Genomic DNA, 25,470 nt, shown 5'->3' with positions numbered 1-25,470 from the left:
AAGATAACGCTTGCATAGCCCGTCAACCTCCGTCAGAACCGCGTTGTTCTGTATGTTATATCATAACATTATGAGGCGCAGATGTTGGAGATGAAATTGCGGATTGCGGGTATGGCTGTGGGGCTGGCACTTGCCGGCGGGACGCCTGCCCTGGCGGGCGTCTCCATCGTGGCGGGGGAGAATTTCTACGGCGATGTCGCGGGCCAGATCGCGGGCCCCAGCGCGCAGGTCACCTCGATCCTGTCGAACCCCGATACCGACCCGCATTTGTTTGAGGCCGATCCCGCCACGGCGCGGGCCATCGCGCGGGCCGACATCGTCATCGAGAATGGCGCGGATTACGACCCCTGGATGGAGAAGCTGCTCGGCGCGGCCGGTGGCCATACCCGCCACGTCATCACCGCATCCGTGCTCACGCATCGCGCGGTCGGCGCCAATCCGCATCTTTGGTGGGACCCGCAGACCATGCCGGCCGTGGCCCGTGCCATTACGAACGCCCTGATCGCGACCGACCCCGCAGGCCGCGCCGGCTATGAGCAGCGTCTTGGCGTCTTTCTCGACTCGTTGACGCCAATCCATGACAAGATCGCGGCCCTCCGCAAGCTATATGCTGGTGAGCCGGTGACGGCGACGGAGCCGGTTTTCGGCTATATGGCGACGGCTGTCGGCCTCACGATGCGCAATGAACGCTTCCAGTGGGCCGTGATGAACGATACGGAACCGAGTGCCGCCGATACGGCCGCTTATGAAGAGGATCTGACCGGTCACCATGTGCGCCTGTTTATCTATAACAGTCAGGCCTCCGATTCTGCGGCCGATCGCCTTATGGGCATCGCCCGCAAGGCCGGGGTGCCGGTGATCGGCGTGGCCGAAACCGAACCGCCGAGCCTCACCTTCCAGACCTGGCAGAGCTCCACACTGGACAAGCTGGGCGCAGCCCTGGCGCAACCTATGAAGGCGACGCCTTGAGCCCTGCCTCACCCGCCATCGTTTTGAACGGCACGACGCTCGCCTTCGGCAGTCGTGTCGTCCTTTCGGATGTCACGCTCCGCATTGAGGCTTCGGAATTCGTTGGGGTTCTTGGCCCCAACGGCGCTGGCAAGACCACGCTAATGCGGTCGATCCTCGGTCTCGCCCGCCCGCGTGCCGGCACCATCACGGTGCTCGGCGCGCCGGTCCGGCGGGGCAACCCCGCAGTCGGCTATATGCCGCAGAGCCGCGTTTCCGCCGTCGTCGGCCGCCTCAGCGGCGCGGATTTCGTGGCGAGCGCGGTGGGTGGCCATCGCTGGGGCCTGCCCATTCTGGACAGTGCCGGCCGGCAGGACGTCGCACGCGTCCTCGCCCTGGTTGGGGCAACCGATCTCGCGCGGCAGCCACTGTCGGAGCTTTCGGGCGGGCAGCGGCAGCGGCTGCTGATCGCTCAGGCCTTGCTCGGCCAGCCGCGCCTTTTGTTGCTGGATGAGCCGCTGATCAGCCTCGACCCCAATCACCAGCAGGCCGTGGTCACGCTGGTGCGCGACCTTCAAAGGGCGCTTGGCATTGCCGTGCTGTTCAGCGCGCATGAGGTCAATCCTCTGCTGCCGGCGATGGACCGTGTGCTGTATCTGGGCCAGGGCCGTGCCGCGCTCGGACCGGTCGAGGAGGTTATCACCGGGCCGGTGCTATCCCGCCTGTATGGCACGCCGATCGAGGTGGCGCGGGTACACGGCCGCATCTTCGTCATGACAGCAGACGGCGCTCATGCCGATGTGGAATGCCGCCACTATGCTTGAATTCGAATTCATGCGGAATGCCTTCGCGGCCTCTGCCATTGTCGCCATTCTGGCGGGCGCGGTCGGCGCGTTCTTGGTGCTGCGCGGCCAGACCTTTGCCGGCCATGCCCTGTCCCATGTCGGCTTTGCCGGCGCGACAGGGGCCATTCTGGTCGGCGCCTCGCCGCTTGCGGGCCTCTTCGTGGTGACCTTGCTCTGCGGCATCGGCATGGGCTGGATGGGCGAAAAGTTGCAGGGGCGCGACGTCGCGATCGGCCTTGTGCTGACCCTGTCGCTCGGCTGCGGTCTGTTGTTCCTGCATTTTTATACGGCCTTTGCCGCTCAGGCGACGGCGTTGCTGTTTGGCAATGTGTTGGGCGTGGATGCGCATACCCTGTGGCTGTTGCTGGGCCTCGGCCTGCTGAGCCTCGCCCTTCTGGCCGTCATCGCGCGACCGCTGCTATTCGCCAGCCTGCAGCCGGAACTGGCGGAGGCGCGGGGCGTATCCCTTCGCCTGGTCTCGGTGCTGTTCATGATGGTGGTCGCGGCGGCCACCGCCGAGTGCGCCCAGATTGTTGGCGTGTTGCTGGTCTTCGCCCTGATGGTCGGCCCGCCGGCGACGGCCTTGCGGTTGACGACCCAATTCGGGCGCTGCGTCGCGCTCTCTGTGGTGTTGGCGTTGGCGCAGGCCTGGATTGGCCTGACGCTTGCGTTTTACACGAACTGGCCGACGAGTTTTTGGATCACCGCCCTTGGCGCTGTCGGGTATGTCGCCGCGCACCTTTGGGCAACGCGGCCAAGCCTGTCCGCTGCGTAACGCGAAACGGCGGCCGTCGATGGCCGCCGTTCTTTAGCCCAATGGCTTCTTTTTCGCCGGCGTCTTCCGGCTGGCCCGGAAACTCGGAAGCCACCATTCAATCGGCTGCGCTTCCTCGGCTTCGGTGCTGGCGGCGGGCTTCGGGGCGCGTTTGGTCGCTGAGCGTATCTTCAGCGCCGGGGTTCTGTCGGCCACGGTCTGCTGATCGGGCTGCGCGACCAGTGGCAGTGACGGCTCACTCTCCGCAGCCTTAACGACCTCCGCCACCGGCGGTAAAGTTTGGCTGGCGCGCTGCGTCAATTCGGCGATCACCGTCTCCGCCTGAAGGCGCAATTGGCGCTCACTGCCGAGTTTCTCCTCATACATCATTCCTGCATGGGCAACTTTCGTCTGCAGGGATTGGATGGTGAGCTGAGCCTCTTCCAAGGCCCGTTCGGCGCGGGCGCGCGCGACCCGCTCCTCCCGCAACTCAGCGGTAAGGGTCGCGAGCTTATTCTCGGCAACACCATCCGCATCTCGGCTGCGATGGAGCATGACGACGGGCACTTCGCCGTCTTGCGCGAAGCGGCGACGCTGGCGCGACGGGTCATGGCTCTGTTGTGCGGTGGCCTGATGCGGCGCGGCTGGGCGCTTGTCGAGACCGAGCGCCTGGCGCATCCGCGCTTCGGTACGTTCAGTCGATTCGTTGGGTTGATCGATCGGGGTAGAGAGGGGGTTCATATAGGACTCAATTGAGTGGATGGGCGAAGCCAGCGAGTTTTTTATGTTACCGGCGTGTAACGCGAAGCGTGTGCCAGTGATTCGCTGCGCATTACTTGTAGCGAAATCTACTGAAACGCAAGAGCAGATCGCGCGGTATCATCAATAAGTATTGTATTGCGGTTTTAAGGCGGCGTTAAGCGGCGGCGAATCATCGGCATGGGATGAAGTAAAAGTCCAAGTAGAGGTCGGAACCGTCACTTTCGCGCGCGTCAGCCAGATGCGGGCGCTGTCAGCGACAAACGCGTGGCCAGCGTGTCGGCGATGGCCACGAAGGCCTTCGCCCCCTCACTGTCCGGGGCGGCAGCGACGATCGGCGTGCCGGCATCAGACATATGCCGCACATCAAGCAAAAGGGGTATTTCCCCCAGGAAGGTCTGGCCAAGCCGGGTTGCTTCCAGGCGCGCACCGCCGTGACCGAAGATCTCGGAGCGGTGGCCACAGTTGGGGCAACAGAAGACGCTCATGTTCTCGATGACGCCGAAGATTGGGATCTCGACCTTCTCGAACATCCGCACCGCGCGTCTGGCGTCGATCAGTGCGATATCTTGCGGTGTCGAGACGATCACTGCGCCCGTTACTTTGACGCGCTGAGACAGCGTGAGCTGAATATCGCCGGTGCCCGGTGGCAGATCGACCACCAGAACATCAAGCTCGCCCCATTCCACCTGCCCGAGGAACTGCTGGACCGCGCCCATGATCATCGGGCCGCGCCAGATCATGGCCGAATCCTCTTCGACCAGGAATCCCATCGACATGGCCTTCAGGCCCCAGGCCTCGATCGGAATCATCCTGTCCCCCCGGATCTCTGGGCGCCGATTCGCGCCGAGCATGCGGGGCAGGCTGGGGCCGTAGATGTCCGCGTCCATCAACCCGACGCGCAGGCCGCGCCGCGCCAGAGCGACGGCGAGATTGACCGAGACGGTGGATTTGCCCACGCCCCCCTTGCCGGAGGCGACAGCCACGACATGGGCGACACCGGGCAGCGGCGAAGGCTTCGGCGCCGGTGGCCGAGCGGCCGGTTGAGGCGGCTGGGGTGGGGCAGCCTCGCGATGAGAGGTGAGCACGACGCTCGCGTTGCGAACCCCGGGCAGGCGAGTGATGGCGCCCTCCACCGTGCGGCGCGCGCCTTCCAGCCCGGCAGCCCGCGCCCGATCGACGCTGAGCGTGACCTGAACCAGGCCGTCTTTCGAAACGACGCTATCGACGATCGTGCCGCCCAACAGATCCTGGCCCGTGTCCTCGGACCGAAAGCTTGCCAGCAGGCGCTGGACCGCCGCGATCAGGGTATCGTCTTGATCGCTCATGGAAACCGCTCCTGACGGTGAGGGGGTGTCATCGTCGCGTCATCACAAGCGCCCCGAGCCTCGTCGTGCTGACAGCGCTCTCGTCTTGCTTGTGGTCGTGCGGATGCACGCGCACAATCGGGCCTCCACCTCGGAATGTCCACCTGATGAGACTTCAGCCGCCCGTCACCAGAACCACGTGTTTCATCCTGCTCCTCGCGGCCTTCGTCGTGACGGATGCCGGCGCCGGTTCGGCGCGGGATGTGCCGACGGGCTTTGCGGATCTGGCGGCGCAGTTGCTGCCCGCCGTGGTGAACATCGCCAGCACCGAGAATGCGCCACCGAATGCGCAAGGTGCCGAGTCTGGGGGGGCGGATTCAGGGGGCAGCGACTCGGGTAGCGACGGCAGCCCCGGCGCCACCTCCGGCGGGCCGCTGGCTCAGAACGCCCAAAGCACCCAGGCCTCAGGGCCATCGCAGAGCCAGGCGGCCGATCTGGCACCGACCGACAAGTTGTTCCAGGACTTCTTGAACAGTCCCGCCGGGGGCGGGAATTCCACCGGTGACGGCAAGAGCGGCACGCTGCAAAGCCTTGGATCCGGCTTCGTGATCGACCCGTCCGGCCTCATCGTCACCAACAATCACGTCATTGACGGCGCCACCAGCATCAGCGTCATCCTCGCCGACGGTACCTCACTGCCCGCCGACCTGGTGGGCCGCGATACGCAAAAGGACATCGCCCTGCTGCGGGTCCACCCGGATCATCCCCTCGTTGCCGTGCATTTCGGCATATCGCGCGCGACGCGGATCGGCGACTGGGTGATGGCAATCGGCAATCCATATGGCCTGGGCGGCACAGTGACCGCAGGGATCATCAGTGCGCGTGGCCGCGATCTCGATGAGGATGGCACCAGCGATTACATCCAGACGGACGCTGCCATCAACCGTGGCAACTCGGGCGGTCCGCTGTTCGACATGGCGGGCGAGGTCGTGGGCATCAATACCGCCATCTACTCGCCCTCTGGCGGATCGGTCGGCATCGGTTTCGCCATTCCAGCGGATGATGTGGCACCGGTGGTGCAGCAACTCAGGCGCTACGGCAAGCCGCGCCGAGGCTGGCTCGGCGCCCAGGTGCTGGACGTGACGCCTGACATCGCGGATGCGTTGGGACTGCCGGTCGAGGGTGGCGCGATGATCGGGACCACGGCGCCGGGTGGCCCGGCCGCCCTCGCCCATTTGCGCAGCGGCGACGTGATCCTCGGTTTCAACGGTCATAGCGTCGACAATATGAAGGCTTTGCCGCCTTTGGTGGCGGGCAGCAGCGTGGGTGAGCAAGCGATCGTCGATTATTGGCGCGCGGGCCATCGCGCCAATGTGACGCTCACCATTGTGGACGCACCCGCTGAACCGACAGCACCGAAGGCCGCACTTCCGGTGACGCCTGCGCCGCCAACGGTTGCCGCCGTCGCGGGCCTCGGTCTGACGCTTTCGGATCTTTCCGGCGATCTGCTGAACAAGTTCTCACTGCCCAGCGATACCCACGGCGTGATGATCACCAAGGTCGCATCCAACAGTGCCGCGTCCCGGCAGGGTTTGGTGGCGGGCGATATCATTCTGCAACTTGGCGGCGTGCCCGTGACGCGCACGCGCGACCTGCTGGCTCGTATCGATACGATGCGACAGGACAAACGCACAGCCATCCTTCTGCTGGTTCAGGGCTCGGACGAAACGCAATGGATCAGTCTCGATGTTTCGTGATCGGCCGTCTGGTCGAGTCGCAGACCCGCAGCGTCGAAGATTTATGACAGGGGAGTGAGCATTTCGCGTTTTCGCAGCGTCACACTCACGCCGTGGACACTGGAACTTTCGCCCATATCGGTTTTCTCGCCCGGATTGAGCAGGTTCACATTGGCACGGGACTCATCGTGCTTCAGCCAGCGACCCTTGTAGACCAGCGCAACCCCGGCCGGCACATCCTCTGAAATTTCCACCACTGCAGGCAATGCGCCCAGTTCATTGACGACATCGACGTGGTCGCCATCCGCGAAACCCCGCTCGCGTGCATCCTCGGCATTGAGCAGAACCTCCGGTCCCGTCAACTGCCGAAGCACCTTCGTGTCGTTGCCATAGCTGCTGTTCATCGTCCAGCGTGAGGCGGGGGACAACAGCCGCAGGCGGCCAGCAGTCTCGGGCTCATCCGCATGTGGGAAGGGCGCAAAGGGATGCCCGTCCGCCACTGCTTGGCTCGATCCGAATTCGAATTTTCCTGAGGGCGTTGGGAAGACGCCACCCGCATACGCGACCGGCGGTGTTGCGAACACATCAACCGTGCCGCGTTTCGCGAGTCCCGCAAACCCTTCCGCGAATCCCGTCTCTGCGATGATGCGCTCCATGATCGCAGAGTCCGTCTCGAACAGAGGTGCGTCGTCAAACCCCATGGCAGCGGCCAAGCGCCGGAAAATCTCCTGGTTGGGCAGACTTTCCCCAATTGGCTCGATCGCCTTCACTTGCGCAGACAATACATTGTGGAAATAGGGAAACAACACATCATCGAATTCCAGAAAGCTCGCCGCCGGCAACACGTAATCGGCGTAATCTGCCGTGTCCGTCGGAAAAAGATCGATCACGACATGGAGCAGATCCTCGCGCCGGAGGGCGGTCTTCAGCTTCGCCTGCTCGGGATTTGAGGCAACGATATTATTGTTCCAGCAGAACAGCGCGCGTGATCGCGTGGCGTCGCTCAGCGCGCGGGCAAGATCCATCTGGCTGACCATTTCAGGATCCGGATAATCCATGCCGCCTGTCACGATAGTGGCAAGATCAGCGCCGCGTGTATTGGCGCCGTTCAGGAACAGAAGGCCGGTGCCGGGCTTGCCGATATTGCCGGTAGCGCCGGCCATGATGGCGGCGGAGCGGAAGGCATTGCCGCCCATCCGTTGTCGCTGCATGCCCTGGCCGAGCCAAAGCAGCGATGGGCCCTTGGCATAGGCGATGGCCACGTCCTCGATCAGCGCGATCGGCACGCCCGTCAGCGCAGCGGTGCGCGCGGGCGTCATCGCCGGAAGCTGTTCGGCCACGGCCTCCCACCCGACGGTATGTGCGGCGATGAAGGCCGCATCGAGCAGGCCTTCCCGCGCGATGATATGCAGCATGCCGAAGGCGAGCGCCGCATCCGACCCAGGGCGGTTCTGAAGGTGGATATCGGCGGCGCGCGCGGTGTCATGCAAGATCGGGTCGATGACGATCATTTTGGCGCGGGTCCGCGTCGCCCAGGTTTTGTGGATATGCGGTGCGGATGCGGACGGGTTGGCGCCCCAGATCAGCAGGCAGGCGGCATTGTCCAATTGGCGCGGGTCGAAGCCTTCGGCGGAATTGCCCGTGACGTAAGACAGGCCGACATGGCCCGCCTTGTTGCAGACGGTGTCGGGATCGACCTCGGTCGCGCCGAGGCGGCGAAAGAACCGCTGCGGGAAATTGCCGGCGATCGCCGAGCAGGTGCCGGTGTAATGCGTCTGCAGGATTGTCTTGGGCTCAGAAATGGCGCGCAGCCGTGTCGCGATTTCCGCCAGCGCGACGTCCCAGGGGATCGGTTCGAACAGGCCCTCGCCCTTTGGACCGATCCGGCGCAGCGGTGTGCGCAATCTCTGCGCCGGATCGATCCAGGCACCGTTATAGGCGAGGGTGCATTTGGCGCACAGACTGCCGCCGCTGACGAAATGATCGGGGTCACCGGTGACCTGGCGGATCCGGCCGGCTTCTTTTCGCACGGTGATGCCACAGGAATCGTAGCAATCTCGCGGGCAGGTGGTCTTTACGAATTCATCGTCATGACCCGCCAAGCCTCGCTCCTATGCTTCCAGATCCGCATCCCAATACAGGAAATCGATCCAGGTCTTGTGCAGATTGTCGCGCGACGCATGCCGCTTGGCAAAGTCGTCGATCTGGTGTGGGCTCGGCTCATAAGGGTTGCGGAGCAAGCGAAGCCCGCTCTCCCGCAGCGACTTGCTGCCCTTGTACAGGTTGTCGCGCTGGCAGCAGGTCACGACATTATGCCAGACGGTGGTGCCACCTCGGCAGCGTGGCACGACGTGATCGAAGGTGAGTTCCTTGGCGGTCAGCGTCTCCGCGCAGTATTGGCAGCGGAAACCGTCCCTCAGAAACACGTGGTAGCGAGTGAAGGCGACGTGTTTGCGTTTGTGATAGCGTTTCAGCGCGACAACCGAGGGGATGGCGAAGGATCGGTTGGCGGAATGAACCTCGGTCTCATAATTGATGACCGGGCTGACCCGGTCTTGGAGCACCGCGACCAGCGCATCCTGCCACGGCCAGACCGACAGCGGACCCCAGCTCAATGGCTGCATATCCGCGTTCAGAACGAGGGTTTGGAGACCGGCGGAGATATGGCTCACCCGATGCGCCTCACGGCCATCAGGGGCATTGCCTCAGAGCCGGGTTGCCACCCCGGAACCGAGACTTGGACAGGCTGCACGCCATAGGCCAATCGCCGCTCCTTCATGAGCGACCATATCTGGGGGAGGCTAAGCGATCGACCCGCAGATGTGGTGCGCCGCAGAAATCCTGAACGGACTATCGCAAAGCCGGAGGAGGCCGGCAAGCGCCCCGGTACGAGGTGTCACGCCCCCGTCATGGGGATGGTGTCGTAAAAGCGTCCCGTAACGCATTGACGCCCGCCATAATGCCAGCGGGATCAATGCTATGGCCCAAATCTGGACGTAAAAGCAGTGTTGTTGGCACGTTCAGGCGGCCCAGGACCTCTGCCGCAATCTTGGAGGCACTCGACGGCAGATTCTCGTCGCGCTCGCCATGCACCAACAGGACCGGCGCCCGATTCGCCATTTCCGCCTCAAGCTTGTCAGGACCCAGAAGCATCCCGGAATAGGCGAGGATGACGCGCGGCGCCTGCGGCCGACGCAGGCCTGTGAACAGGGCCATCATCGCGCCCTGGCTGAAACCCGCGAGGGCATAGGCCGTCGGCGGCAGGTTCAGCGTTGCCAAGGTCTCATCCAGGAACTGGTCGAGGCTCGCCGTCGCGGCCCGGACGCCGGCCTCCATCGGAGCGAGGCGGCGGTCGGCGAGGCTGAACCATTGCCGGCCCGCGCCGCCCGACATCATGTCATAGGCCTGCGGGCCGTTGGGGGCGATGAACAGGGCATGCGGCAAGGCGGCCGCGAGCATTGGCGCGAGGGCGATCAGGTCGTCGCCGTTGGAACCGACGCCATGGCAGAGCACCACGAGTTGTTGGGGGGCTCCGCCGGATTGCGGCCCGAAACGCGGTCCATCGATCTTTGCCATTCGTCGTCCTCAGTTGTGGTGATGCGCCCGATGCTACAGCATCGGACGCGTGACCCCAGCCCCCGAGACCACACGCTTCGCCCCCAGTCCCACCGGCTTTTTGCATTTGGGGCATGCTTTCGCGGCCCTAACCGCCTGGCGCCGGGCACGGATGTCTGGCGGGTCTTTCCTGCTGCGGATCGAAAACATTGACGTGACCCGATGCCGGCCGGAGTTCGAAGCCGCGATCCTGGAAGATATGGCCTGGCTCGGCCTCGATTGGGATCGCCCTGTCCGCCACCAAGCCGCGCATTTCCCTGACTATGAGGGGGTGCTGGCCGTGCTGCGCGGGCGCGGGCTGCTCTATCCGTGTTTCTGCACGCGCAGCGAAATCGAAGCGGCAACCACGGCGCCGCCTGGGCCGGATGGCCCGGTCTATCCCGGCACCTGCGCCCATCTGCCGCAGGATATCGCGGCGACGCGGATGGCGGCCGGGTCGCCCCATGCCTGGCGGCTGCGCATGGCCCTGGCGGCAGCCGAGGCGGGGCCATTGACCTATGAGGAGGAAGGCGTCGGTTCGGTCCTCTGCGATCCCGGCGCCTTCGGGGATGTGGTGCTCGCGCGCAAGGACACGCCCGCCAGCTACCATCTTTGCGTCACCCATGATGACGCGCTTCAAGGCGTGACTTTGGTGACGCGGGGTGAGGAGCTTCGGGCCTCGACGGATATTCACAGGCTGGTGCAGGCGCTGATGGGCTGGCCGGCGCCGCGCTATGCCCATCACGGGCTCCTGACGGACCAATGGGGGGAGAAGTTGTCGAAGCGCGCCGGGTCTCTCAGTCTGCGCGCCCTGCGGGCAGATGGCGTGACCCCGGCGGAGGCCTTCGCCCGCGCCGGGGTCGCCGTTTAACGGCGGATGATGCTTCGCTTTTCCGCCAATCTACGCCGCGACGCTCGTCTGCTTGCGCCAATGGCGGAGAAGCACGACGCCGAGGAGCGCGGAGAGCACGAACAACACGCTGCCCATCACGATCTGGGTGCTGTGCGAGACATGGACACCGCTGCCCAGCAGCCCGAAGACCAAGGTCTGTGGCACATAGCCGATGAAGGACGCGGCCAGGAACGGCACTGCGCCGACCGAGGAAATGCCCGCAAGCAAGCTCAGCACGACGTTATTGCCGACCGGCAACAGGCGCAGCGTCAGCGACGCCATGAAGGGTTGGGCGCTCAACTGACTGTCGAGGCGCGCGAGGCGCGCGCCCAGGCGGCCACGCACCCAGTCCCGCGCAATCGCACGTGCCCAGAAGAAGTCGACGACGCAACCCAGGATCTGGGCGGTCATCGCCAGCACGAAACCCAGCTTCAAGCCGAAGGCGTAGCCGCCGGCGAAGGCCAAAGCCTGGCGCGGCAGACCGACCGCGCACAGTAAGGCGCCACCTGCCACGAAGAAGGCCTCGCCTTCGATGCCATGACCCACGACATATTGCGCGAGCAACCCGTTATTGAGGCCGCCGGACAGGGTCTTGATCACCACCCCGGCAAGAACCAGGCCCAGCAACAGACCGAGCGGCTTGACGAGGAGACGCCAAATCTCCTTCCGGTCCTGGTCCGGCGCGGTGATCGACGTCCGTGATGAATGTGCGCTCATATCTGCTCACTCGTCTGGCCGGTCTGCATGGTGATCGCGACAGGGGCGATGCCCTCCACCTGGCGGCGCTCCATGGCGGCGACCGGCGGCTCGATGATCGGGCCGTCGATCTCGGCCTTGTTCCAGCGACGCTGGAGCCAATACATGCCGGCGAGATCGACGATGCCGACGCGCAGGCGCTGCCAGTTATTGTAGTTCGATGTCCCTTCGAGACGCGGGCGATGATTGACGGGCACCGAAATCACACGTCCGCCGGCGCGGATGAAAAGTGCGGGTAGATAGCGATGCATATGGTCGAAATGCGGAATTTCGAGGAAGGCCTCGCGCCGAAAGACTTTGAGGCCACAACCGGTGTCCGGCGTCGCATCCTTCAGGATCGAGGCGCGCACCTTATTGGCAATGCGGGAGCCATAGCGTTTGGCGGAGGTATCGCGCCGCTTCTGGCGCCAACCGGCCATCAGAACCGGAACGGAGGTCAAACGCTCTTCAGCCTGCCCGCGCTCCAGCATGCCGGGGATGTTCGCCGGGTCGTTCTGCCCGTCGCCATCCAAGGTGGCGATCCAGGTGCCGCGTGCATGCTTGACGCCGGTGACGACGCCGGCGCTTTGGCCGCAGCTGGTGCGGTGGCGAATGATGCGCAGTGGCGCGCCCTCGGCCAAAGCCTGGCGCAAGCGCTGCGGCGTCTCATCCGTGCTGCCATCATCGACATAAACGATTTCGTGCGAAATCCCGGCCAGGGCCGTGCGGATTTCGCCGATGAGAGGAAGAATATTCGCAGCCTCGTTCCGCACGGGCACCACGACGGAGATCAGCGGGTGACCGGCGGACGGTGACGAAAATCCTTGAGAGATCGCCTGGCTCATCTGACGGCAGCCCTTCCTATTGGCATGAAGATCGGGTGGCCGTGCGAGGATTGCCAGTCAGACACCCGATCGATCACTCTAGGAAGCACCTGTTCCGTGTTCAGAAAATGGCGGATATGGCCATAGTTCAGGCAGTCCGGTCGCTGCGCGTTCCAATCGCCGCCTGGGCGGCTGCGAGGCGTGCAACCGGCACGCGGTACGGGCTGCAGGAGATGTAATCGAGCCCCACTTCCTGGCAGAAGGTGATGCTGGCGGGGTCGCCACCATGCTCCCCGCAGATGCCGAGCTTGATTTTTCCCTTGGTCGCCCGGCCTTTTTCGACCGCCATCTTCACCAAAAGCCCGACGCCATCACGATCGAGCGAGATGAAGGGGTCTTTTTCGAAAATCCCGCTTTCGACGTATTTCGGTAGGAACTTGCCGGCGTCGTCTCGCGACAGGCCAAAGACCGTCTGCGTCAGGTCATTGGTGCCGAAGCTGAAAAAGTCGGCCTGCTCGGCGATCTGGTCCGCAAGCAAAGCGGCGCGCGGCAGCTCGATCATCGTGCCGACCTGATACTCCAAGGTCTTGCCAGCGGCGGCAAAGACCTCCTTCGCCATGCGGTCGACCTGGGCCCGGGTGATCTCCAGCTCGCGCTTCGAGCCGACTAGCGGAATCATGATTTCCGGCACCGGCGCGGCGCCGGTTTCCTCGGCGACGGCGAGGGCCGCCTCGAAGATGGCGCGTGCCTGCATTTCATAGATTTCCGGATAGGTGATGCCGAGGCGACAGCCGCGATGACCGAGCATCGGGTTAGCCTCCGACAAGTCCGCCGCGCGCTGCGTCATCGTCGCCATATCGACGCCGATGGCCGCTGCGACCTCCATCAGTTCATGCTCTCCATGCGGCAGGAACTCATGCAGCGGCGGATCGAGCAGACGGATGGTGACCGGCTTTCCGGCCATGATTCGGAACAGTGCGATGAAGTCATCGCGTTGGAACGGTAGCAGCTTGGCGAGCGCGGTGCGGCGGCCGTCCATATCATTGGCCATGATCATCTGGCGCATGGCGCCGATGCGGCTGGGATCGAAGAACATGTGCTCGGTGCGGCACAGGCCGATGCCCTCGGCGCCGAAACGCTTGGCGGTCTCGGCATCGAGCGGCGTCTCGGCATTGGCGCGCACCGCCATGGTCCGAACATCGTCCGCCCACTCCATCATGGTGCCGAAATGGCCGGAGACCTTGGGCTCGATCATCGCGACATAGCCGAGGAAGATCTCACCGGTGGCGCCGTCGATGGTGATGACCTCGCCGCTGCGCACCATGCGTCCGCCGGCCGAAAGGGTCTGGGAGCCGTAATCGACGGCGATGCCGCCGGCGCCGGAGACGCAGGGGCGACCCATACCGCGTGCCACCACGGCCGCGTGGCTGGTCATGCCGCCGCGTGTGGTCAGGATGCCACGTGCGGCATGCATGCCGTGGATATCCTCAGGGGACGTTTCGACCCGCACCAGGATGACGCCTTCACCCTTCTGCGCCCGCATCTCAGCCTCATCGGCGGAGAAAACCACGATGCCGGACGCGGCGCCGGGGCTGGCCGGCAGGCCGCGCGAGATCAGGGTGCGCTTCGCATCGGGGTCCAGCATCGGGTGCAGCAACTGGTCGAGCGAGGCGGGGTTGATGCGCATCAGCGCCTCGCTGCGGCCGATCAAGCCGCCTTCGGCCATTTCCACGGCGATGCGCAGGCCGGCGGCGGCAGTGCGCTTCCCGCTGCGGGTCTGCAGCATATAGAGGACGTTGCTCTGCACCGTGAACTCGATGTCCTGCATGTCCTTGTAGTGGGTTTCCAAGGTTTCGCGGACCTTCAGGAGTTCGGCATAGGCTTCGGGCAGCGCCTCCTCCATGGAGATCTCGCCCGGCTTGGCGCGCAGCTTGGACAGCGGCTGCGGTGTGCGGATGCCGGCGACGACATCTTCACCCTGCGCATTGACCAGGAACTCACCGTAGAAAATGTCTTCACCGGTCGAGGGGTCGCGCGTGAAGCACACGCCGGTGGCGCAGTCGGTGCCCCGGTTGCCGAACACCATGGCCTGCACATTGACGGCCGTGCCCCAGTCGGCGGGGATGTCATGCAGCCGGCGATAGGTGATGGCGCGCGTGTTCATCCAGCTTCCGAAGACGGCGCCAATGGCACTCCAAAGCTGCTCATGCGGCGATTGCGGAAAGGGCTTTCCGGTCTCGTTCAGCACCAGCGCCTGATAGGCTTCCACGACCTCCTCCCATTGATGGGCGGTGAGGGCGGTGTCCTCGATCACGTCGGCATCGATCTTGGCCTGGTCGATGATCTCCTCGAAGCGGTGATGATCGACGCCGAGGACAACCGAGCCGAACATCTGGATGAAGCGGCGATAGCTGTCCCAGGCGAAGCGCGCGTCCCCTGAAGCGGTGGCGAGGCCCTTCACCGTCTCATCATTCAAGCCGAGGTTAAGAACGGTATCCATCATGCCAGGCATCGACACGCGTGCACCGGAGCGGACCGAGACGAGCAGGGGGTTCTGGGCGTCACCAAACTTCAGGCCGACGGCCGTCTCGATCCGGGCGAGCGCTTCTAGCACCTGGTCATCGAGATCATCGGGATAGCGGCGGTCGTTCTTGTAGAAGGCCGTGCAGAGATCGGTGGAGATGGTGAAGCCCGGCGGCACCGGCAGGCCGATGCTGGCCATCTCGGCGAGGTTGGCGCCTTTGCCTCCCAGCAGATTGCGCATCTCGGCCCGGCCATCGTTCTGGCCTGCGCCGAAGTTGTAGACCCACTTGGTCATGACATCGTTCATTATACGGCTCCCGTCGTTTCTAACTTCGAGAAGTCGGCCGCGCGGTCCATTGTTGCGCGCAGCCGCCTCAAGAGGCGCAGGCGATTATTCCGTAGGTCTTGGTCGTCGGCGTTAACCGTAACGGCCGTGAAGAAGGCATCGACAGACTGGCGCATCGGCGCAAGTTTTGCCATCGCCCCGGCAAAATCTTCCGCGTTCAGGAAAAATGTGACGTCACTCTCAGCGGTTTTAAGGGCCTCGTTCAAGGATGTCTCGGCATCCTCTGTCAGAAGGCTTTCATCGACCTCGCCGGGTGCAAGCGGGCCCTTCTTCTCCTCGATGCGTAGGATATTGGCGGCGCGGCGATAGGCGGCGAGCAGGTTCTCGCCGTCTGTCGTGCCCAGCAGCGCCTCGACCGCGTCAGCCCGGCGCAGCAGGCGCGTCAGGTCATCGTCATTGGCGGCGGCGAAGGCGGCGGACAGCACGTCATGCCGGCGGCCCTCGGCGCGAAGTTGCACGCGCAACCGCTCGATGATGAAGGCCAGGACCTCGTCGGCGATCGTCGTCGTGCGCGTCTCGGTTCCGAGGGCATGACGGATCAGATCGCGGAGGCTGAGACGCAAGCCGTTTTCACGAATGATGCGGATGACGCCAAGGCCGGCACGGCGTAGGGCGAAGGGATCGCCCGAGCCGGTCGGCTTCTCGTCAATGGCAAAGAAATTCGCCAGCAGATCGAGCTTGTCGGCAAGCGCCACTGCGATGGACACCGGTGCCACGGGCACCGCGTCGCTCGGTCCTTTGGGCGCGTAATGGTCGCGAATGGCGTCCGCCACGGCAGCCGGCTCGCCGTCATGGCGGGCGTAATAGCTGCCCATCAAGCCCTGAAGCTCAGGAAATTCCCCCACCATGCCGGTGGTAAGGTCCGCCTTGGAGAGAAAGGCGGCGCGCTGCGCTTGGGCGGGATCGGCGCCGACCAAGGGCGCGATAAACGCCGCAAGACCTTCGATCCGTGTGACCCGTTGACCCTGGCTGCCGAGTTTGGCGTGAAAGGTGATGCGACCAAGCGCCCCAACGCGCTCCGCCAAAGGTGTCTGGCGATCGAGGTCCCAGAAATGCCGTGCGTCGGACAAGCGCGCCCGCAACACACGCTCATTGCCGGCGACGATGGCGGCCCCGCCATCCGGTGCCGCGATATTCGCGGCGAAGACGAAAGCAGGGGCAGGCGCGCCCGCAACATCCGTCAGGGCGAAGTAGCGCTGATTGACCCGCATCGAGACCTGACGGACTTCCGGCGGCAGGTCCATGAACTGGGCGTCGATCCGGCCGAGCAAGGCCACTGGCCATTCGACCAGACCGGCCACCTCGTCCAGCAGCCCCTCATCCGGCACGATCGTATAGCCGGCCGCCTCGGCGCAGGCGGTCACGCCGGCCGCGACACGCGCCCGCCGTTCCTCGGCGCAGACGATGACGCGGCGGTCCGCAAGGATTGCCTCATAGGCCTCGGCCGAAGGGATTTCGACTGCGTCCGGCGCCATGAACCGGTGGCCTTCGGTAATGCAACCGCTGACGAGCCCGTGCCCATCATCCTCGGCTGTGGCGAGGGAGAAGTTCACGACTTCGCCGTCGAGCAGGCACAGGATGCGGCGCAGCGGGCGGACCCAGGTGAAGCTGCTGGTGCCGCCCCAGCGCATGGATTTCGGCCAGGGGAAGCGGCGCAGCAAAGCGGGGATCGCCTCGGCAATCAGCTCCGCCGCCGGCCGCCCCGGTATCTGCTTCTCCAGCAACCAATAGCCCGCATCCTCGCGCAGATCCTCCTGCGCGGCGCCGTGCTTGCGCAGAAAGCCGGCGATGGCCTGTTCGGGCGCGGCGAGCTTGGGGCCACGTTCGCTGATCGTCGCGGCGGGCACTTCGGCGGCCAGGCTGCCGATCCAGGCGATGCGACGCGGGCTGTTCAGCGTGCGACTGCCCTTTGGGGAAAGGGGCGCCAGGGCTTCGGTCAGCAGTCGCGCAAGCGTTTCGGCCGCCTGCGCTTGCATGCGCGCCGGAATTTCCTCGGAGAAGAGTTCGAGCAGAAACTCGGCCATCAGACGTCTCCGGCCAGCCAGGCTTCGGCGCAGCCCCGCGCCAGCGCCCGCACCCGGCCGATATAGGCAGCGCGCTCGGTCACGCTGATGACGCCCCGCGCATCGAGCAGATTGAACAGGTGGCTCGCCTTGATGCACTGGTCATAGGCGGGTTGAGCCAGAGCGTGGCTCAGCAGGCTTGCGCATTCACGCTCCGCATCCTCGAAATGGCGGCTGAGGATTTCGGTATCGGCGACCTCGAAGTTGAAGCGGCTGTAGTCGCGCTCGGCGCGGAGGAAGATATCCCCGTAGCTGACGCCTTGGCCGTTGAAGTCGAGGTCGTACACATTTTCGACGCCCTGAACGTACATCGCCAGTCGTTCGAGGCCGTAGGTCAGTTCCATGCTCGGCAGCACGCAGGGGATGCCGCCGACTTGCTGGAAATAGGTGAACTGCGTCACTTCCATGCCGTCGCACCAGACTTCCCAGCCGAGGCCCCAGGCACCCAGCGTCGGGCTCTCCCAGTCGTCTTCCACGAAGCGGATGTCGTGCCGGTCGAGGTCGATGCCGATGGCGCGGTAGCTGCCGAGCAGCAGCGCCTGCGCATCGGGCGGGCTCGGCTTCATCAGCACCTGATACTGGTAATAATGCTGGAGACGGTTGGGGTTTTCGCCGTAACGGCCATCGGTCGGCCGCCGGCTCGGCTGGACATAGGCGGCTTTCCACGGCTTGCCGCCCAGGGCGCGCAACGTTGTCGCCGGGTGGAAGGTGCCGGCCCCCATTTCGACGTCATAGGGCTGGAGAATGACGCAGCCGCGATCGGACCAGTATTCGTGCAGCCGCAGGATCATCGCCTGAAAGCTCAGGGGTCTCGTCAAGCTGGGGGGCTTGCTTTGGTTCGTCGAACTCAGGTTCATGGCCTCGCCAAGGCTGCGGGGCCACTCCATTACGGCCCCCACCTGATCAGGGCAAGGCGAGGAAAGCGAGCATGGACGAGACGACCAAGGTGATCGAGGCCTACTACGCGGCCTTCAATGCCGGCGATAAGGCGGCGTTCCTGGCGCTGCTGACGGAGGATGTCGCCCATGACATCAACCAGGGCGAGCGGCAGGTGGGGCGTGAGGCCTTTGGCCATTTCGTGGATCATATGACGCGCTGCTACCGCGAGCGGCTGGAGGATATCGTCATCATGGCGGGCGCCACGCCGGACCGCGGTGCCGCCGAATTCATGGTCCATGGCGCTTATATCGCCAGCGATGACGGCCTGCCTGAGGCCACCGGCCAGACCTACGTCCTACCGGCGGGCGCCTTCTTCACCCTGCGGGACGGCAAGGTCGCCCGCATCAGCAACTACTACAATCTCCAGGATTGGATCGCCCAGGTCGGCGGTTAGAAATTGACATTTTATTGATAAGTGTCACATAAACTCTGCATGACACATGGGGCTGAACAACTCCGAGCCAACCTGACCCTTGCCCCCAATGGTCGCGTGGTGATCCCAGCGAATATGCGGGCGGAACTCGGCCTCCAAGGCGGCGGCAGCCTTGTCGCGCGTTTGGTCGATGGAACGGTCGTTCTCGAACCCCTCGATGCCGCGATCCGCCGTGCTCAGGCCATGGTTCGCCGCTGCATTCCGGACGGAGCGGGCGTGGTGGACGAGTTGATCGCCGAGCGTCGCGCCGCCGCCGATCGTGAATGATATCCGTTCTGGATAGTTCCGCTGTTCTGGCTCTGCTTTTAGACGAGCCAGGCGCCGAAACTGTGAAGGCGACTCTTCCCGGCGCACTTTTATCTGCAGTCAATCTTGCGGAAGTCATCTCGAAGCTCTGTGAGCGCGGCATGTCGCTTGGCGATGCACGATCTGTGGTCGAAGACCTCGGTGTCGAGGTCATCGATTTTGGCAGTCACCAAGCGTACATTGTCGGCGAGTTACGAAGGGTGACCCGATCGGCAGGCCTTTCCCTCGGGGATCGCGCCTGCCTGGCGCTCGGCCGGTTGCGCGAAGCCTCCGTCGTCACCGCTGATGCGATTTGGATGGGCCTTTCCGGCTTCGAGATCGTGCTGATCCGATCGCGTGGAGCTTAGCCGTCCGCTTGTTGAGCGGTACCCTGCCCCTAGCATCGATGGCGGGTAGTGGCGGAATGCGCTGCGCTTTTCCGCCCTACGGGTGGTGCCTATTATAGGGCGGATGAGCGCAGCGTTATCCGCCGTGTCACTGCGGCGGCACGAGACCGGCGAGGCCGGGCACCATGGCGGCGAGCATGGCTGGCGGCAGATTGACCTGCGGTAGTCCGTCCGGCGCCTCGAAGAATTCCGGCGGCTGCGGATCATAATCGACGCTGACCGCGATCAGCTTGCCGGCGGGCACCTGGCCCTGGTCGTTCGGCCTGTCGCCATGGCCCTCACCGGCCAGAAGGATACCGTCCTGCGTCACACAGGCGTCCCCTCGGCCGCTCGGGCCTTCCAGGCGCCACACCGTGCATTCCGATCCTGCGATCATGCGGCTGCCGGCGCGCTGGAAGCGAAGCCCGGAACTGCGGTCGAGCTGGCGGTGCAGCATCCCGTTCGTCGGCACGACGAAGACCATACCCTTGTCGGGGGCCACGAGCATCGCCTGCTCCTGGCCGCGATCGACCAGCAGATAGTCCTGCTGACCATCAAGCTGCACGCGCAAGGTCTGCGTCGCCGGCTGGGCGAAGACCTCGATCCGCATCGGTCCGGTGGAGGTGCTGGTGACGCTGTAGACGACCTTCGCGTCGCGCATCGGCACGATGCTCGGATAGTCCTGAGCCCGCGCCGGCAGGCTCAGCGCCGCCAAGGCCATGAGGCCGATCGCCGCCACGGACGTTAGTCGGATAAGTCCCCGGAGTCCTGAATGTCCGCGTCCTGAGTCTCTGGGCATAATGGCTCCTCACCGATGTCTTCGATGGCACGGCGTAAGGCGTTACTCTCGGGCCTCTCGGGCCAGAGGGCCGGCTGTTCCAATGCCTCGGCGAGGCGACGACGATACAGCTCGCGTGGAATTTCGATGGCACCGAACTGCGCCAGATGGCTGGTCACGAACTGCGTGTCCAGCAGCGTGAAGCCCGCCATGCGCAGGCGCGCCACGAGATGCACAAGCGCCACCTTGGAGGCGTCTCGGGCGCGGGAGAACATGCTTTCACCGAAGAAGGCACCGCGAATTGCCATGCCATAGAGCCCGCCCACGAGGTCATCGCCCAGCCAGCACTCCACACTATGGGCGTGGCCCATTTCATGAAGCCCGCGAAACAGACGTTCGATGGCCGGGTTGATCCAGGTATCGGACCGTGTTGGGCCGGACTCGGCACAGGCGCTGATGACAGCGTCAAAGGCGGCATCGGTCGTCACGCGATAGCGGTCAGATAGGACCGTCCGCCGCAACCGGCGTGGCAGGTGAAAATGATCGAGCGGCAGAACACCCCTGTGCTCCGGATCGAGCCAGTAGAGTCGGAAGCTCGTCCGCGTCTCGGCCATCGGAAAGAGACCGGCGCGATAGGCCCGGAGCAGCAAGTCGGGCGTCACAGCTGTCGGTTGGCGGGGCATACGCCCCATGTGGGTCGATTCTTTCAAGCTTAAATCATGGCCAAGGGGTTCATGGGCTGGTTGTCATTGGCTGACCCACACGATTCGGTGCATCCATGCAATGGCCTCCAAGGGCAAGCTTATATCGCTTCGGGCGGGATTGAGCGACCGCGCATCGACACGCCGGGCAGATCGGCGCGCGATTTCCCTCACCATGACATGCCCTTTCCGATCCTTGATCACCACCCGGTCGCCGCGCCGGATCGGCGCGAGGGGGGAGACGATGGCGATATCGCCGTCGCGGTAGACCGGCTCCAGCGAGTCGCCCCCAACCTCGATCGCATAGGCATGCGGGTCGCTGACTTCCGGAAGCCCGACCTCGTCCCACCCCGTTCCAACGGGGTAGCCGGCTTCATCGAAATAGCTGGGCAGCGCCGCCTGAGTGAGGGCGATCAGGGGCAATCGCCGGGTGATGGGGCGTGATCCCGCCGGCAAGGCGCGGGCGCCGCTCACCAAGGTGGCGAACTCCTCCAAAGTGGCGTCGGCCGCTTCCAGTACCTTCGACACGCTTTCGGTGCTCGGCCAGCGCGCATGCCCATCCGCCGTCGATCGCTTGGAGGGGTTGAAGGTTGTGGCATCAAGTCCCGCCTTCCGCGCGAGGCCGGACGCCGAGAGGCCCCGCTCCGCCGCAAGGGTGTCGATCGCTCGCCAGATATCCTCGTGCCGCATTTAGGTTTCCATGATTCCGCGCCGGGATGATCGATCATGCACCACAAAATGAGAACCTTTCCCTATTTTATGGTTGCAAACTTGGCACCCACGCCATTAATGTTGCCAATTAGAAACGATATGATCGAGCGTTTCTGGGGATCTTGGCATCCCAGCAAGACATCCGACGCCAGTCGGCACCATTGCACCCCAAAAATCGGAACTGAGCATGAGTCATAGACAGCCGATGACAACCCTGCCGCGGGCGGCCCAAGCTCCGCCCGGGGCGAAGGGGTCGCGTGGATCTGCGACGGTGCGGCATGGGCTTGGCCATGATGCGGCCGTCACTTCCAGACCGACCGGCGTGCAGCGACGGGGCGTTCCTTTTCGGGATGTCGAGGAATGCATCATCTGGACGATCAAGGCCTTAGGGGATGCGGCCGAAGTGGGTGACGGATCGGGCCGGGCGGTATCTCGCATTTGCGAGCCGATTGAAGTGGTGCGGTGCCTCGACACCCTGTATCGCCGCCGCCGGATCGACCTCCGTCACGCCCGCATCTTGCGCATCTGGGCCCATCGGGGGCGGCCGCCGCGCGCGGATGCGCCGAACGAACGGTCCGATTCGCGGCTGTGGCGCGAGGCGACTGAACGCCTGGAGTGGCCGCTACGGTCTCTCGGCATAATTTCCTAGTCAATCGCGATGAGGACGAAAGTCCTACCGCTTTAGAGGATGCACGTCCATGGCCTTCGTATTGCGCGATCTCTGTGTTCTTGCCTACGCGAATGGCTTCACGCTGTGGCATTATAGCGCCCGGGAAGACCCACTCGATGCGGTGAGTGGCCAGGGTTTCTTCTCTGATGCCGGCGACATGCTCACCACAGGGGATATGATTATGATTTCCGCCCATGATGGCGGGCGATTGGCAGGCGTGGGGCTTGGCCACGGCATGCCCACGCTGATGGACCTTCGACTGTAAAGGGAGGCCCGATGTCGCCATCGGGCCTCGGCTTATCAGTAGCCGTTATTGTTGTAGTAACGGGGCCTGGGGCGTTGCGGGGTGGTGGCGGCGCCACCCGCGGCACCCACGGCGCCGCCGATCAAGGCGCCAATGCCGGCGCCCTGTCCGCCGCCGGTGATGCCGCCGATCACTGCCCCCGTGCCCGCGCCGATGGCGGCGCCGCCAAGCGCGCGCTGACCGGGGCTATAGGGATCGGTGCAGGCGGTCAGCAAACCCAGCCCGGCAATGGCCGCGAGGGCGGTCAATTTCAGTCTCATATCGATGGTCTCCTCATCACGATGACACACGCAACGGGCACAAGCCCAGGGCACGAACATGGTGCGTCCTGGGCTTTCGGCACCCCATGACCGCGCGCCTGAGCGACGTGCAGAATTCGCACAGGCGTCGGTTTCAATGCCTTGTTAAAGGCCCAATCCAGGGCAAAACTATTGCCGCGCGATGGCCGAGACATGGCGGCGTGACACGCTGACGCGATTGGTCCGTCAGAGAACCACGACGCCCTTATGCTTCGCCTTGAGTTCTGGCTCGACATGAATGGTCACGATCAGACCCTCCATTTCGGCTTTCAAGGCGGCTTCGATCCGGTCGCAGATGTCATGCGCCTGATCGACCGGCATCTTGCCCGGCACCACGAGATGAAATTGCAGGAAGGTCAGGCGCCCCGCCTGCCGCGTGCGCAGGTCATGCGCTTCCAGGGCACCATCGGCATGGGTCGCGACGATGTGGCGAATGCGGTCCAAAGTCTCCTCATCCGGCGCCGCATCCATCAGTCCACTCAAAGACAGGCGCAGCATGCGAATGCCCGCCCACAGGATATAAACCGCCGTCGCCGCGGCCAGAGCCGAATCGAGCCACAGTGTTCCCGTCAACAGAACGAGGACGAGGCCGAGCAAAATGCCGCCCGAGGTCACGACATCCGAATATAGATGGCGTCCATCGGCAATCAGCGCCGGCGATCGAAGGCGACGCCCGGCGCGCAGCAGAACCCAGGCCCAACCCGCGTTGATGACCGTCGCCACCACGTTGATGGCCATGCCGTCGAGCGGTTCCGTCAGCGCATGGCCGTGGCGGAAGTTCAACCAGACATGATGCAGGATGGAGACGGCGGCCAGGATGATGAGCACAGCCTCGACGACGGCCGAGAAGAACTCAGCCTTGTCGTGTCCGAAAGGATGGTCGTGATCGGCAGGCTTGGCGGCCACCCGAAGCGTCCAGAAGGCGACGGCGGCGCTGGCAACATTTACGACGGTTTCCAGCGCATCGGAATAAAGCGCGGAACTGTCCGTGATCCACCATGCGACACCCTTGAGTGCCAGCACGATGATGCCGACGAGAATGCTGCTCGCGGCCAAGTTGATCGCGGTTCGTCCCGCTGCGGCCGGATGAAGGTCGTCCATTTATGGGATCGTGCTCATCGAGTGGATGCAAGTGTCGGACTAGGACCACTCGCCGCGAAAGGAAACCCTATTCGCGTCGAAGAACACGATCGACCACGAAGGCGGACAGGCCTCCGGCGACGAAATCCCGCTTCAGGGCGACCTCATCATATTCGGTCCTGACCCAATCCAGGAACGAAATCCGGCCTTCGGCGTCTTGAGCATAACGACGGAAAAACGCGTCAAGGATGCCGGTACGCGCGCTGCTCCAATGGCCGAACCGCCAGGACAGTTGCTTCAGTGCATCGACGCTGCTGCCGCCCTTGAAGAGAAGATAGAGCCCGGCGGCGAGACCCGTGCGATCGGCGCCTGATTTGCAATGCATCAGCGCAGGTTCAACGAGCGTGTCGACGATCGCGGCAAAGCGCAGGATGCGCTCCTTATGCGGCGCGCCCCGGCTTTCGAAGGCCATATCGATATGATGCAGGCCGAGCTTCGCTGCCGCTTCCCGCGACAGTGCGTCCGCTCCGCAAAACCGGGGGCCGCGCAGGTTGATCAGCGTCTTGATGCCGAGTTTGCGCTGGGCGGCCGCCAGCCGCCACGGATGCGGGTGATTGGAGCGATAGAGGCGGCCGGGCACGACCTCGGCCCAGTTCGACCAGACGAGCCGGAAGATGCCGTGATCGACGAAGGTCGCGTCGGACCAAGCCCAGGCGCGCCCACGCGGCGTGCCGATGTCACCCTTGAACATGATCAGAACCGCGACGGGCGCGTCAGCCCTGGCGCTGCACCATCAGCTTCTTGATCTCGCCGATCGCCTGCGCTGGGTTGAGGCCCTTGGGGCAGGTTTCGGCACAGTTCATGATGGTGTGGCAGCGATAGAGCTTGAAGGGGTCCTGCAAGGCATCCAGCCGGTCCCCGGTGTGCTCGTCGCGGCTATCGGCGATCCAGCGATAGGCCGCCAGTAGCACGGCTGGGCCCAGATAGCGGTCGCCGTTCCACCAATAGCTCGGGCAGCTGGTGGTGCAGCAGAAACACAGGATGCATTCCCACATACCGTCGAGCTTGGACCGCTCCTCCACGCTTTGCAGCCGCTCGGCATCGGGCGGGGGCGGAGTTTCGGACTGCAACCAGGGCTCGATGCTCCGATACTGGGCATAGGCCTGGGTCAGGTCAGGCACGAGGTCCTTGACCACGGCCATATGCGGCAGCGGATTGATGCGGACGGCGGCTTTCACATCCTCGATCGGCTTGAGGCAGGCGAGGGTGTTGGTGCCGTCGATATTCATGGCGCAGCTTCCGCAGATGCCTTCGCGGCAAGAGCGGCGGAAGGTCAGCGTGCCATCGACTTCGTTCTTGATCTTGATCAGCGCGTCCAGAACCATCGGGCCGCAATCGTCGAGGTCGATCTCGTAGACGTCGGTATGCGGGTTCTTCTCGTCATCGGGGTTCCAGCGATAAATACGGAACTCCTTCACGCGCTTCGCCCCGGCAGGCGCCTTGTAGCGCTGACCCTCGACGACCTTGCTATTCTTCGGAAGAGTGAAGGTTGCCATCG

At 64.2% G+C, this 25,470-nt stretch carries 27 protein-coding genes; 10 read left to right on the top strand and 17 right to left on the bottom strand.

Features of this window, described 5'->3' with window-relative positions; genetic code table 11:
* Positions 1-81 precede the first annotated feature (81 nt).
* Genes QP803_RS14620 through QP803_RS14610 form a run of 3 tightly spaced genes read left to right on the top strand, consistent with a single transcriptional unit; the run spans position 82 to position 2,568 of the window.
* Entirely contained in the window at positions 82-969 is an 888-nt protein-coding gene (locus tag QP803_RS14620; protein WP_284944201.1) for a metal ABC transporter solute-binding protein, Zn/Mn family, read from the top strand.
* Entirely contained in the window at positions 966-1,772 is an 807-nt protein-coding gene (locus QP803_RS14615; RefSeq protein WP_284944200.1) for a metal ABC transporter ATP-binding protein, read from the top strand. The genes QP803_RS14620 and QP803_RS14615 overlap by 4 nt, the downstream gene beginning before the upstream one ends.
* Complete coding sequence (locus QP803_RS14610; protein ID WP_284944199.1) at positions 1,765-2,568, top strand: metal ABC transporter permease; 804 nt, start codon at positions 1,765-1,767, stop codon at positions 2,566-2,568. The genes QP803_RS14615 and QP803_RS14610 overlap by 8 nt, the downstream gene beginning before the upstream one ends.
* Positions 2,569-2,601: 33 nt before the next feature.
* On the opposite strand, the gene QP803_RS14605 is transcribed toward QP803_RS14610, so the two are convergent.
* Both QP803_RS14605 and QP803_RS14600 read right to left on the bottom strand, forming a co-directional pair.
* Complete coding sequence (locus QP803_RS14605; protein ID WP_284944198.1) at positions 2,602-3,288, bottom strand: hypothetical protein; 687 nt, start codon at positions 3,286-3,288, stop codon at positions 2,602-2,604.
* A 251-nt stretch (positions 3,289-3,539) separates the two neighbouring features.
* On the bottom strand, positions 3,540-4,634 hold the full coding sequence (locus QP803_RS14600; RefSeq protein WP_284944197.1) for an Mrp/NBP35 family ATP-binding protein: 1,095 nt from the start codon (positions 4,632-4,634) through the stop codon (positions 3,540-3,542).
* 146 nt (positions 4,635-4,780) lie between these two features.
* Here QP803_RS14600 and QP803_RS14595 point away from each other — a divergent pair, with 146 nt between their 5' ends.
* A complete protein-coding gene (locus QP803_RS14595; protein WP_284944196.1) occupies positions 4,781-6,370 on the top strand; it encodes a Do family serine endopeptidase in 1,590 nt (529 codons plus the stop codon).
* A gap of 41 nt (positions 6,371-6,411) precedes the next feature.
* Here QP803_RS14595 and QP803_RS14590 read toward each other — a convergent pair whose 3' ends face one another.
* From QP803_RS14590 to QP803_RS14580, 3 genes are all read right to left on the bottom strand, one after another.
* A complete protein-coding gene (locus QP803_RS14590) occupies positions 6,412-8,451 on the bottom strand; it encodes a molybdopterin-containing oxidoreductase family protein (protein ID WP_284944195.1) in 2,040 nt (679 codons plus the stop codon).
* Positions 8,452-8,460: 9 nt separating this feature from the next.
* Entirely contained in the window at positions 8,461-9,021 is a 561-nt protein-coding gene (locus QP803_RS14585) for an HNH endonuclease (protein WP_284944194.1), read from the bottom strand.
* A 235-nt stretch (positions 9,022-9,256) separates the two neighbouring features.
* The gene (locus QP803_RS14580; protein ID WP_284944193.1) at positions 9,257-9,925 is read right to left on the bottom strand and encodes an alpha/beta hydrolase; all 669 of its coding nucleotides are present in this window, start codon (positions 9,923-9,925) and stop codon (positions 9,257-9,259) included.
* A gap of 40 nt (positions 9,926-9,965) precedes the next feature.
* On the opposite strand from QP803_RS14580, the gene gluQRS reads away from it, so the two are divergent.
* Positions 9,966-10,814, top strand: a complete 849-nt coding sequence (gene gluQRS / locus QP803_RS14575; RefSeq protein ID WP_434082923.1) for a tRNA glutamyl-Q(34) synthetase GluQRS — start codon at positions 9,966-9,968, stop codon at positions 10,812-10,814.
* Positions 10,815-10,844: 30 nt separating this feature from the next.
* On the opposite strand, the gene QP803_RS14570 is transcribed toward gluQRS, so the two are convergent.
* From QP803_RS14570 to QP803_RS14550, 5 genes are all read right to left on the bottom strand, one after another.
* The gene (locus QP803_RS14570; protein WP_284944191.1) at positions 10,845-11,552 is read right to left on the bottom strand and encodes a TVP38/TMEM64 family protein; all 708 of its coding nucleotides are present in this window, start codon (positions 11,550-11,552) and stop codon (positions 10,845-10,847) included.
* Positions 11,549-12,415 carry a glycosyltransferase family 2 protein gene (locus tag QP803_RS14565; RefSeq protein WP_284944190.1) on the bottom strand — a complete coding sequence of 289 codons (867 nt, stop codon included), beginning with the start codon at positions 12,413-12,415 and terminating at the stop codon, positions 11,549-11,551. The genes QP803_RS14570 and QP803_RS14565 overlap by 4 nt, the downstream gene beginning before the upstream one ends.
* 127 nt (positions 12,416-12,542) lie before the next feature.
* Complete coding sequence (gene ppdK / locus QP803_RS14560; protein ID WP_284947922.1) at positions 12,543-15,212, bottom strand: pyruvate, phosphate dikinase; 2,670 nt, start codon at positions 15,210-15,212, stop codon at positions 12,543-12,545.
* Positions 15,213-15,223: 11 nt separating this feature from the next.
* Entirely contained in the window at positions 15,224-17,287 is a 2,064-nt protein-coding gene (gene glyS / locus QP803_RS14555) for a glycine--tRNA ligase subunit beta (RefSeq protein WP_284944189.1), read from the bottom strand.
* The gene (locus QP803_RS14550) at positions 17,287-18,183 is read right to left on the bottom strand and encodes a glycine--tRNA ligase subunit alpha (protein ID WP_284947921.1); all 897 of its coding nucleotides are present in this window, start codon (positions 18,181-18,183) and stop codon (positions 17,287-17,289) included. The genes glyS and QP803_RS14550 overlap by 1 nt, the downstream gene beginning before the upstream one ends.
* Positions 18,184-18,254: 71 nt before the next feature.
* Here QP803_RS14550 and QP803_RS14545 point away from each other — a divergent pair, with 71 nt between their 5' ends.
* From QP803_RS14545 to QP803_RS14535, 3 genes are read left to right on the top strand one after another with little or no spacing between them, the layout of a single operon-like run.
* Positions 18,255-18,659, top strand: a complete 405-nt coding sequence (locus QP803_RS14545) for a ketosteroid isomerase-related protein (RefSeq protein WP_284944188.1) — start codon at positions 18,255-18,257, stop codon at positions 18,657-18,659.
* Positions 18,660-18,698: 39 nt separating this feature from the next.
* Positions 18,699-18,965, top strand: coding sequence for an AbrB/MazE/SpoVT family DNA-binding domain-containing protein (locus tag QP803_RS14540; protein ID WP_284944187.1), 267 nt, complete (start codon positions 18,699-18,701; stop codon positions 18,963-18,965).
* Positions 18,962-19,351, top strand: coding sequence for a type II toxin-antitoxin system VapC family toxin (locus tag QP803_RS14535; protein ID WP_284944186.1), 390 nt, complete (start codon positions 18,962-18,964; stop codon positions 19,349-19,351). The genes QP803_RS14540 and QP803_RS14535 overlap by 4 nt, the downstream gene beginning before the upstream one ends.
* Positions 19,352-19,478: 127 nt before the next feature.
* Here the strand turns inward: QP803_RS14535 and QP803_RS14530 are convergent, their stop codons facing one another.
* The 3 genes from QP803_RS14530 to QP803_RS14520 form a co-directional block, all read right to left on the bottom strand.
* Positions 19,479-20,108: a hypothetical protein gene (locus tag QP803_RS14530; RefSeq protein WP_284944185.1), complete on the bottom strand. Its 630-nt coding sequence runs from the start codon at positions 20,106-20,108 to the stop codon at positions 19,479-19,481.
* 5 nt (positions 20,109-20,113) lie between these two features.
* Positions 20,114-20,830, bottom strand: coding sequence for a leucyl/phenylalanyl-tRNA--protein transferase (gene aat / locus QP803_RS14525; RefSeq protein WP_284947920.1), 717 nt, complete (start codon positions 20,828-20,830; stop codon positions 20,114-20,116).
* A gap of 63 nt (positions 20,831-20,893) precedes the next feature.
* Positions 20,894-21,538, bottom strand: coding sequence for a S24 family peptidase (locus QP803_RS14520; RefSeq protein WP_284944184.1), 645 nt, complete (start codon positions 21,536-21,538; stop codon positions 20,894-20,896).
* Positions 21,539-21,746: 208 nt separating this feature from the next.
* Between QP803_RS14520 and QP803_RS14515 the strand changes: the two genes are divergently transcribed.
* Positions 21,747-22,208: a hypothetical protein gene (locus tag QP803_RS14515; RefSeq protein WP_284944183.1), complete on the top strand. Its 462-nt coding sequence runs from the start codon at positions 21,747-21,749 to the stop codon at positions 22,206-22,208.
* Positions 22,209-22,257: 49 nt separating this feature from the next.
* Positions 22,258-22,494, top strand: a complete 237-nt coding sequence (locus QP803_RS14510; RefSeq protein WP_284944182.1) for a hypothetical protein — start codon at positions 22,258-22,260, stop codon at positions 22,492-22,494.
* A gap of 35 nt (positions 22,495-22,529) precedes the next feature.
* On the opposite strand, the gene QP803_RS14505 is transcribed toward QP803_RS14510, so the two are convergent.
* From QP803_RS14505 to QP803_RS14490, 4 genes are all read right to left on the bottom strand, one after another.
* On the bottom strand, positions 22,530-22,793 hold the full coding sequence (locus tag QP803_RS14505) for a YMGG-like glycine zipper-containing protein (protein WP_284944181.1): 264 nt from the start codon (positions 22,791-22,793) through the stop codon (positions 22,530-22,532).
* Between the two features lie 225 nt (positions 22,794-23,018).
* Positions 23,019-23,933 (bottom strand): cation diffusion facilitator family transporter, encoded by a 915-nt coding sequence (locus tag QP803_RS14500; protein ID WP_284944180.1) that lies wholly within the window; start codon positions 23,931-23,933, stop codon positions 23,019-23,021.
* Between the two features lie 67 nt (positions 23,934-24,000).
* Positions 24,001-24,663 carry a tyrosine-protein phosphatase gene (locus tag QP803_RS14495; protein ID WP_284944179.1) on the bottom strand — a complete coding sequence of 221 codons (663 nt, stop codon included), beginning with the start codon at positions 24,661-24,663 and terminating at the stop codon, positions 24,001-24,003.
* A 22-nt stretch (positions 24,664-24,685) separates the two neighbouring features.
* Complete coding sequence (locus QP803_RS14490; RefSeq protein WP_284944178.1) at positions 24,686-25,468, bottom strand: succinate dehydrogenase iron-sulfur subunit; 783 nt, start codon at positions 25,466-25,468, stop codon at positions 24,686-24,688.
* Positions 25,469-25,470: the final 2 nt, after the last annotated feature.

The sequence above is a fragment of the Acidisoma sp. PAMC 29798 genome, from assembly GCF_030252425.1.
GTDB classification, from domain to species: Bacteria; Pseudomonadota; Alphaproteobacteria; order Acetobacterales; family Acetobacteraceae; genus Acidisoma; species Acidisoma cladoniae.
Note: the sequence above shows the minus strand (reverse complement) of the source record. Positions and strands in the feature narration are given on the sequence as shown.

What these genes read in the sequence shown, in the direction of transcription:
- QP803_RS14510 (WP_284944182.1), top strand. Translation starts at nt 22,258, where the DNA reads ATGGCCTTCGTATTGCGCGATCTCTGTGTTCTTGCCTACGCGAATGGC.
- QP803_RS14520 (WP_284944184.1), bottom strand. Translation starts at nt 21,538, where the DNA reads ATGCGGCACGAGGATATCTGGCGAGCGATCGACACCCTTGCGGCGGAG.
- aat (WP_284947920.1), bottom strand. Translation starts at nt 20,830, where the DNA reads ATGCCCCGCCAACCGACAGCTGTGACGCCCGACTTGCTGCTCCGGGCC.
- QP803_RS14515 (WP_284944183.1), top strand. Translation starts at nt 21,747, where the DNA reads ATGAGTCATAGACAGCCGATGACAACCCTGCCGCGGGCGGCCCAAGCT.
- QP803_RS14570 (WP_284944191.1), bottom strand. Translation starts at nt 11,552, where the DNA reads ATGAGCGCACATTCATCACGGACGTCGATCACCGCGCCGGACCAGGAC.
- QP803_RS14595 (WP_284944196.1), top strand. Translation starts at nt 4,781, where the DNA reads ATGAGACTTCAGCCGCCCGTCACCAGAACCACGTGTTTCATCCTGCTC.
- QP803_RS14495 (WP_284944179.1), bottom strand. Translation starts at nt 24,663, where the DNA reads ATGTTCAAGGGTGACATCGGCACGCCGCGTGGGCGCGCCTGGGCTTGG.
- QP803_RS14620 (WP_284944201.1), top strand. Translation starts at nt 82, where the DNA reads ATGTTGGAGATGAAATTGCGGATTGCGGGTATGGCTGTGGGGCTGGCA.
- QP803_RS14550 (WP_284947921.1), bottom strand. Translation starts at nt 18,183, where the DNA reads ATGAACCTGAGTTCGACGAACCAAAGCAAGCCCCCCAGCTTGACGAGA.
- QP803_RS14490 (WP_284944178.1), bottom strand. Translation starts at nt 25,468, where the DNA reads ATGGCAACCTTCACTCTTCCGAAGAATAGCAAGGTCGTCGAGGGTCAG.
- ppdK (WP_284947922.1), bottom strand. Translation starts at nt 15,212, where the DNA reads ATGACCAAGTGGGTCTACAACTTCGGCGCAGGCCAGAACGATGGCCGG.
- QP803_RS14500 (WP_284944180.1), bottom strand. Translation starts at nt 23,933, where the DNA reads ATGGACGACCTTCATCCGGCCGCAGCGGGACGAACCGCGATCAACTTG.
- QP803_RS14540 (WP_284944187.1), top strand. Translation starts at nt 18,699, where the DNA reads ATGACACATGGGGCTGAACAACTCCGAGCCAACCTGACCCTTGCCCCC.
- QP803_RS14535 (WP_284944186.1), top strand. Translation starts at nt 18,962, where the DNA reads ATGATATCCGTTCTGGATAGTTCCGCTGTTCTGGCTCTGCTTTTAGAC.
- QP803_RS14600 (WP_284944197.1), bottom strand. Translation starts at nt 4,634, where the DNA reads ATGAGCGATCAAGACGATACCCTGATCGCGGCGGTCCAGCGCCTGCTG.
- QP803_RS14545 (WP_284944188.1), top strand. Translation starts at nt 18,255, where the DNA reads ATGGACGAGACGACCAAGGTGATCGAGGCCTACTACGCGGCCTTCAAT.
- glyS (WP_284944189.1), bottom strand. Translation starts at nt 17,287, where the DNA reads ATGGCCGAGTTTCTGCTCGAACTCTTCTCCGAGGAAATTCCGGCGCGC.
- QP803_RS14605 (WP_284944198.1), bottom strand. Translation starts at nt 3,288, where the DNA reads ATGAACCCCCTCTCTACCCCGATCGATCAACCCAACGAATCGACTGAA.
- QP803_RS14505 (WP_284944181.1), bottom strand. Translation starts at nt 22,793, where the DNA reads ATGAGACTGAAATTGACCGCCCTCGCGGCCATTGCCGGGCTGGGTTTG.
- QP803_RS14565 (WP_284944190.1), bottom strand. Translation starts at nt 12,415, where the DNA reads ATGAGCCAGGCGATCTCTCAAGGATTTTCGTCACCGTCCGCCGGTCAC.
- QP803_RS14610 (WP_284944199.1), top strand. Translation starts at nt 1,765, where the DNA reads ATGCTTGAATTCGAATTCATGCGGAATGCCTTCGCGGCCTCTGCCATT.
- QP803_RS14580 (WP_284944193.1), bottom strand. Translation starts at nt 9,925, where the DNA reads ATGGCAAAGATCGATGGACCGCGTTTCGGGCCGCAATCCGGCGGAGCC.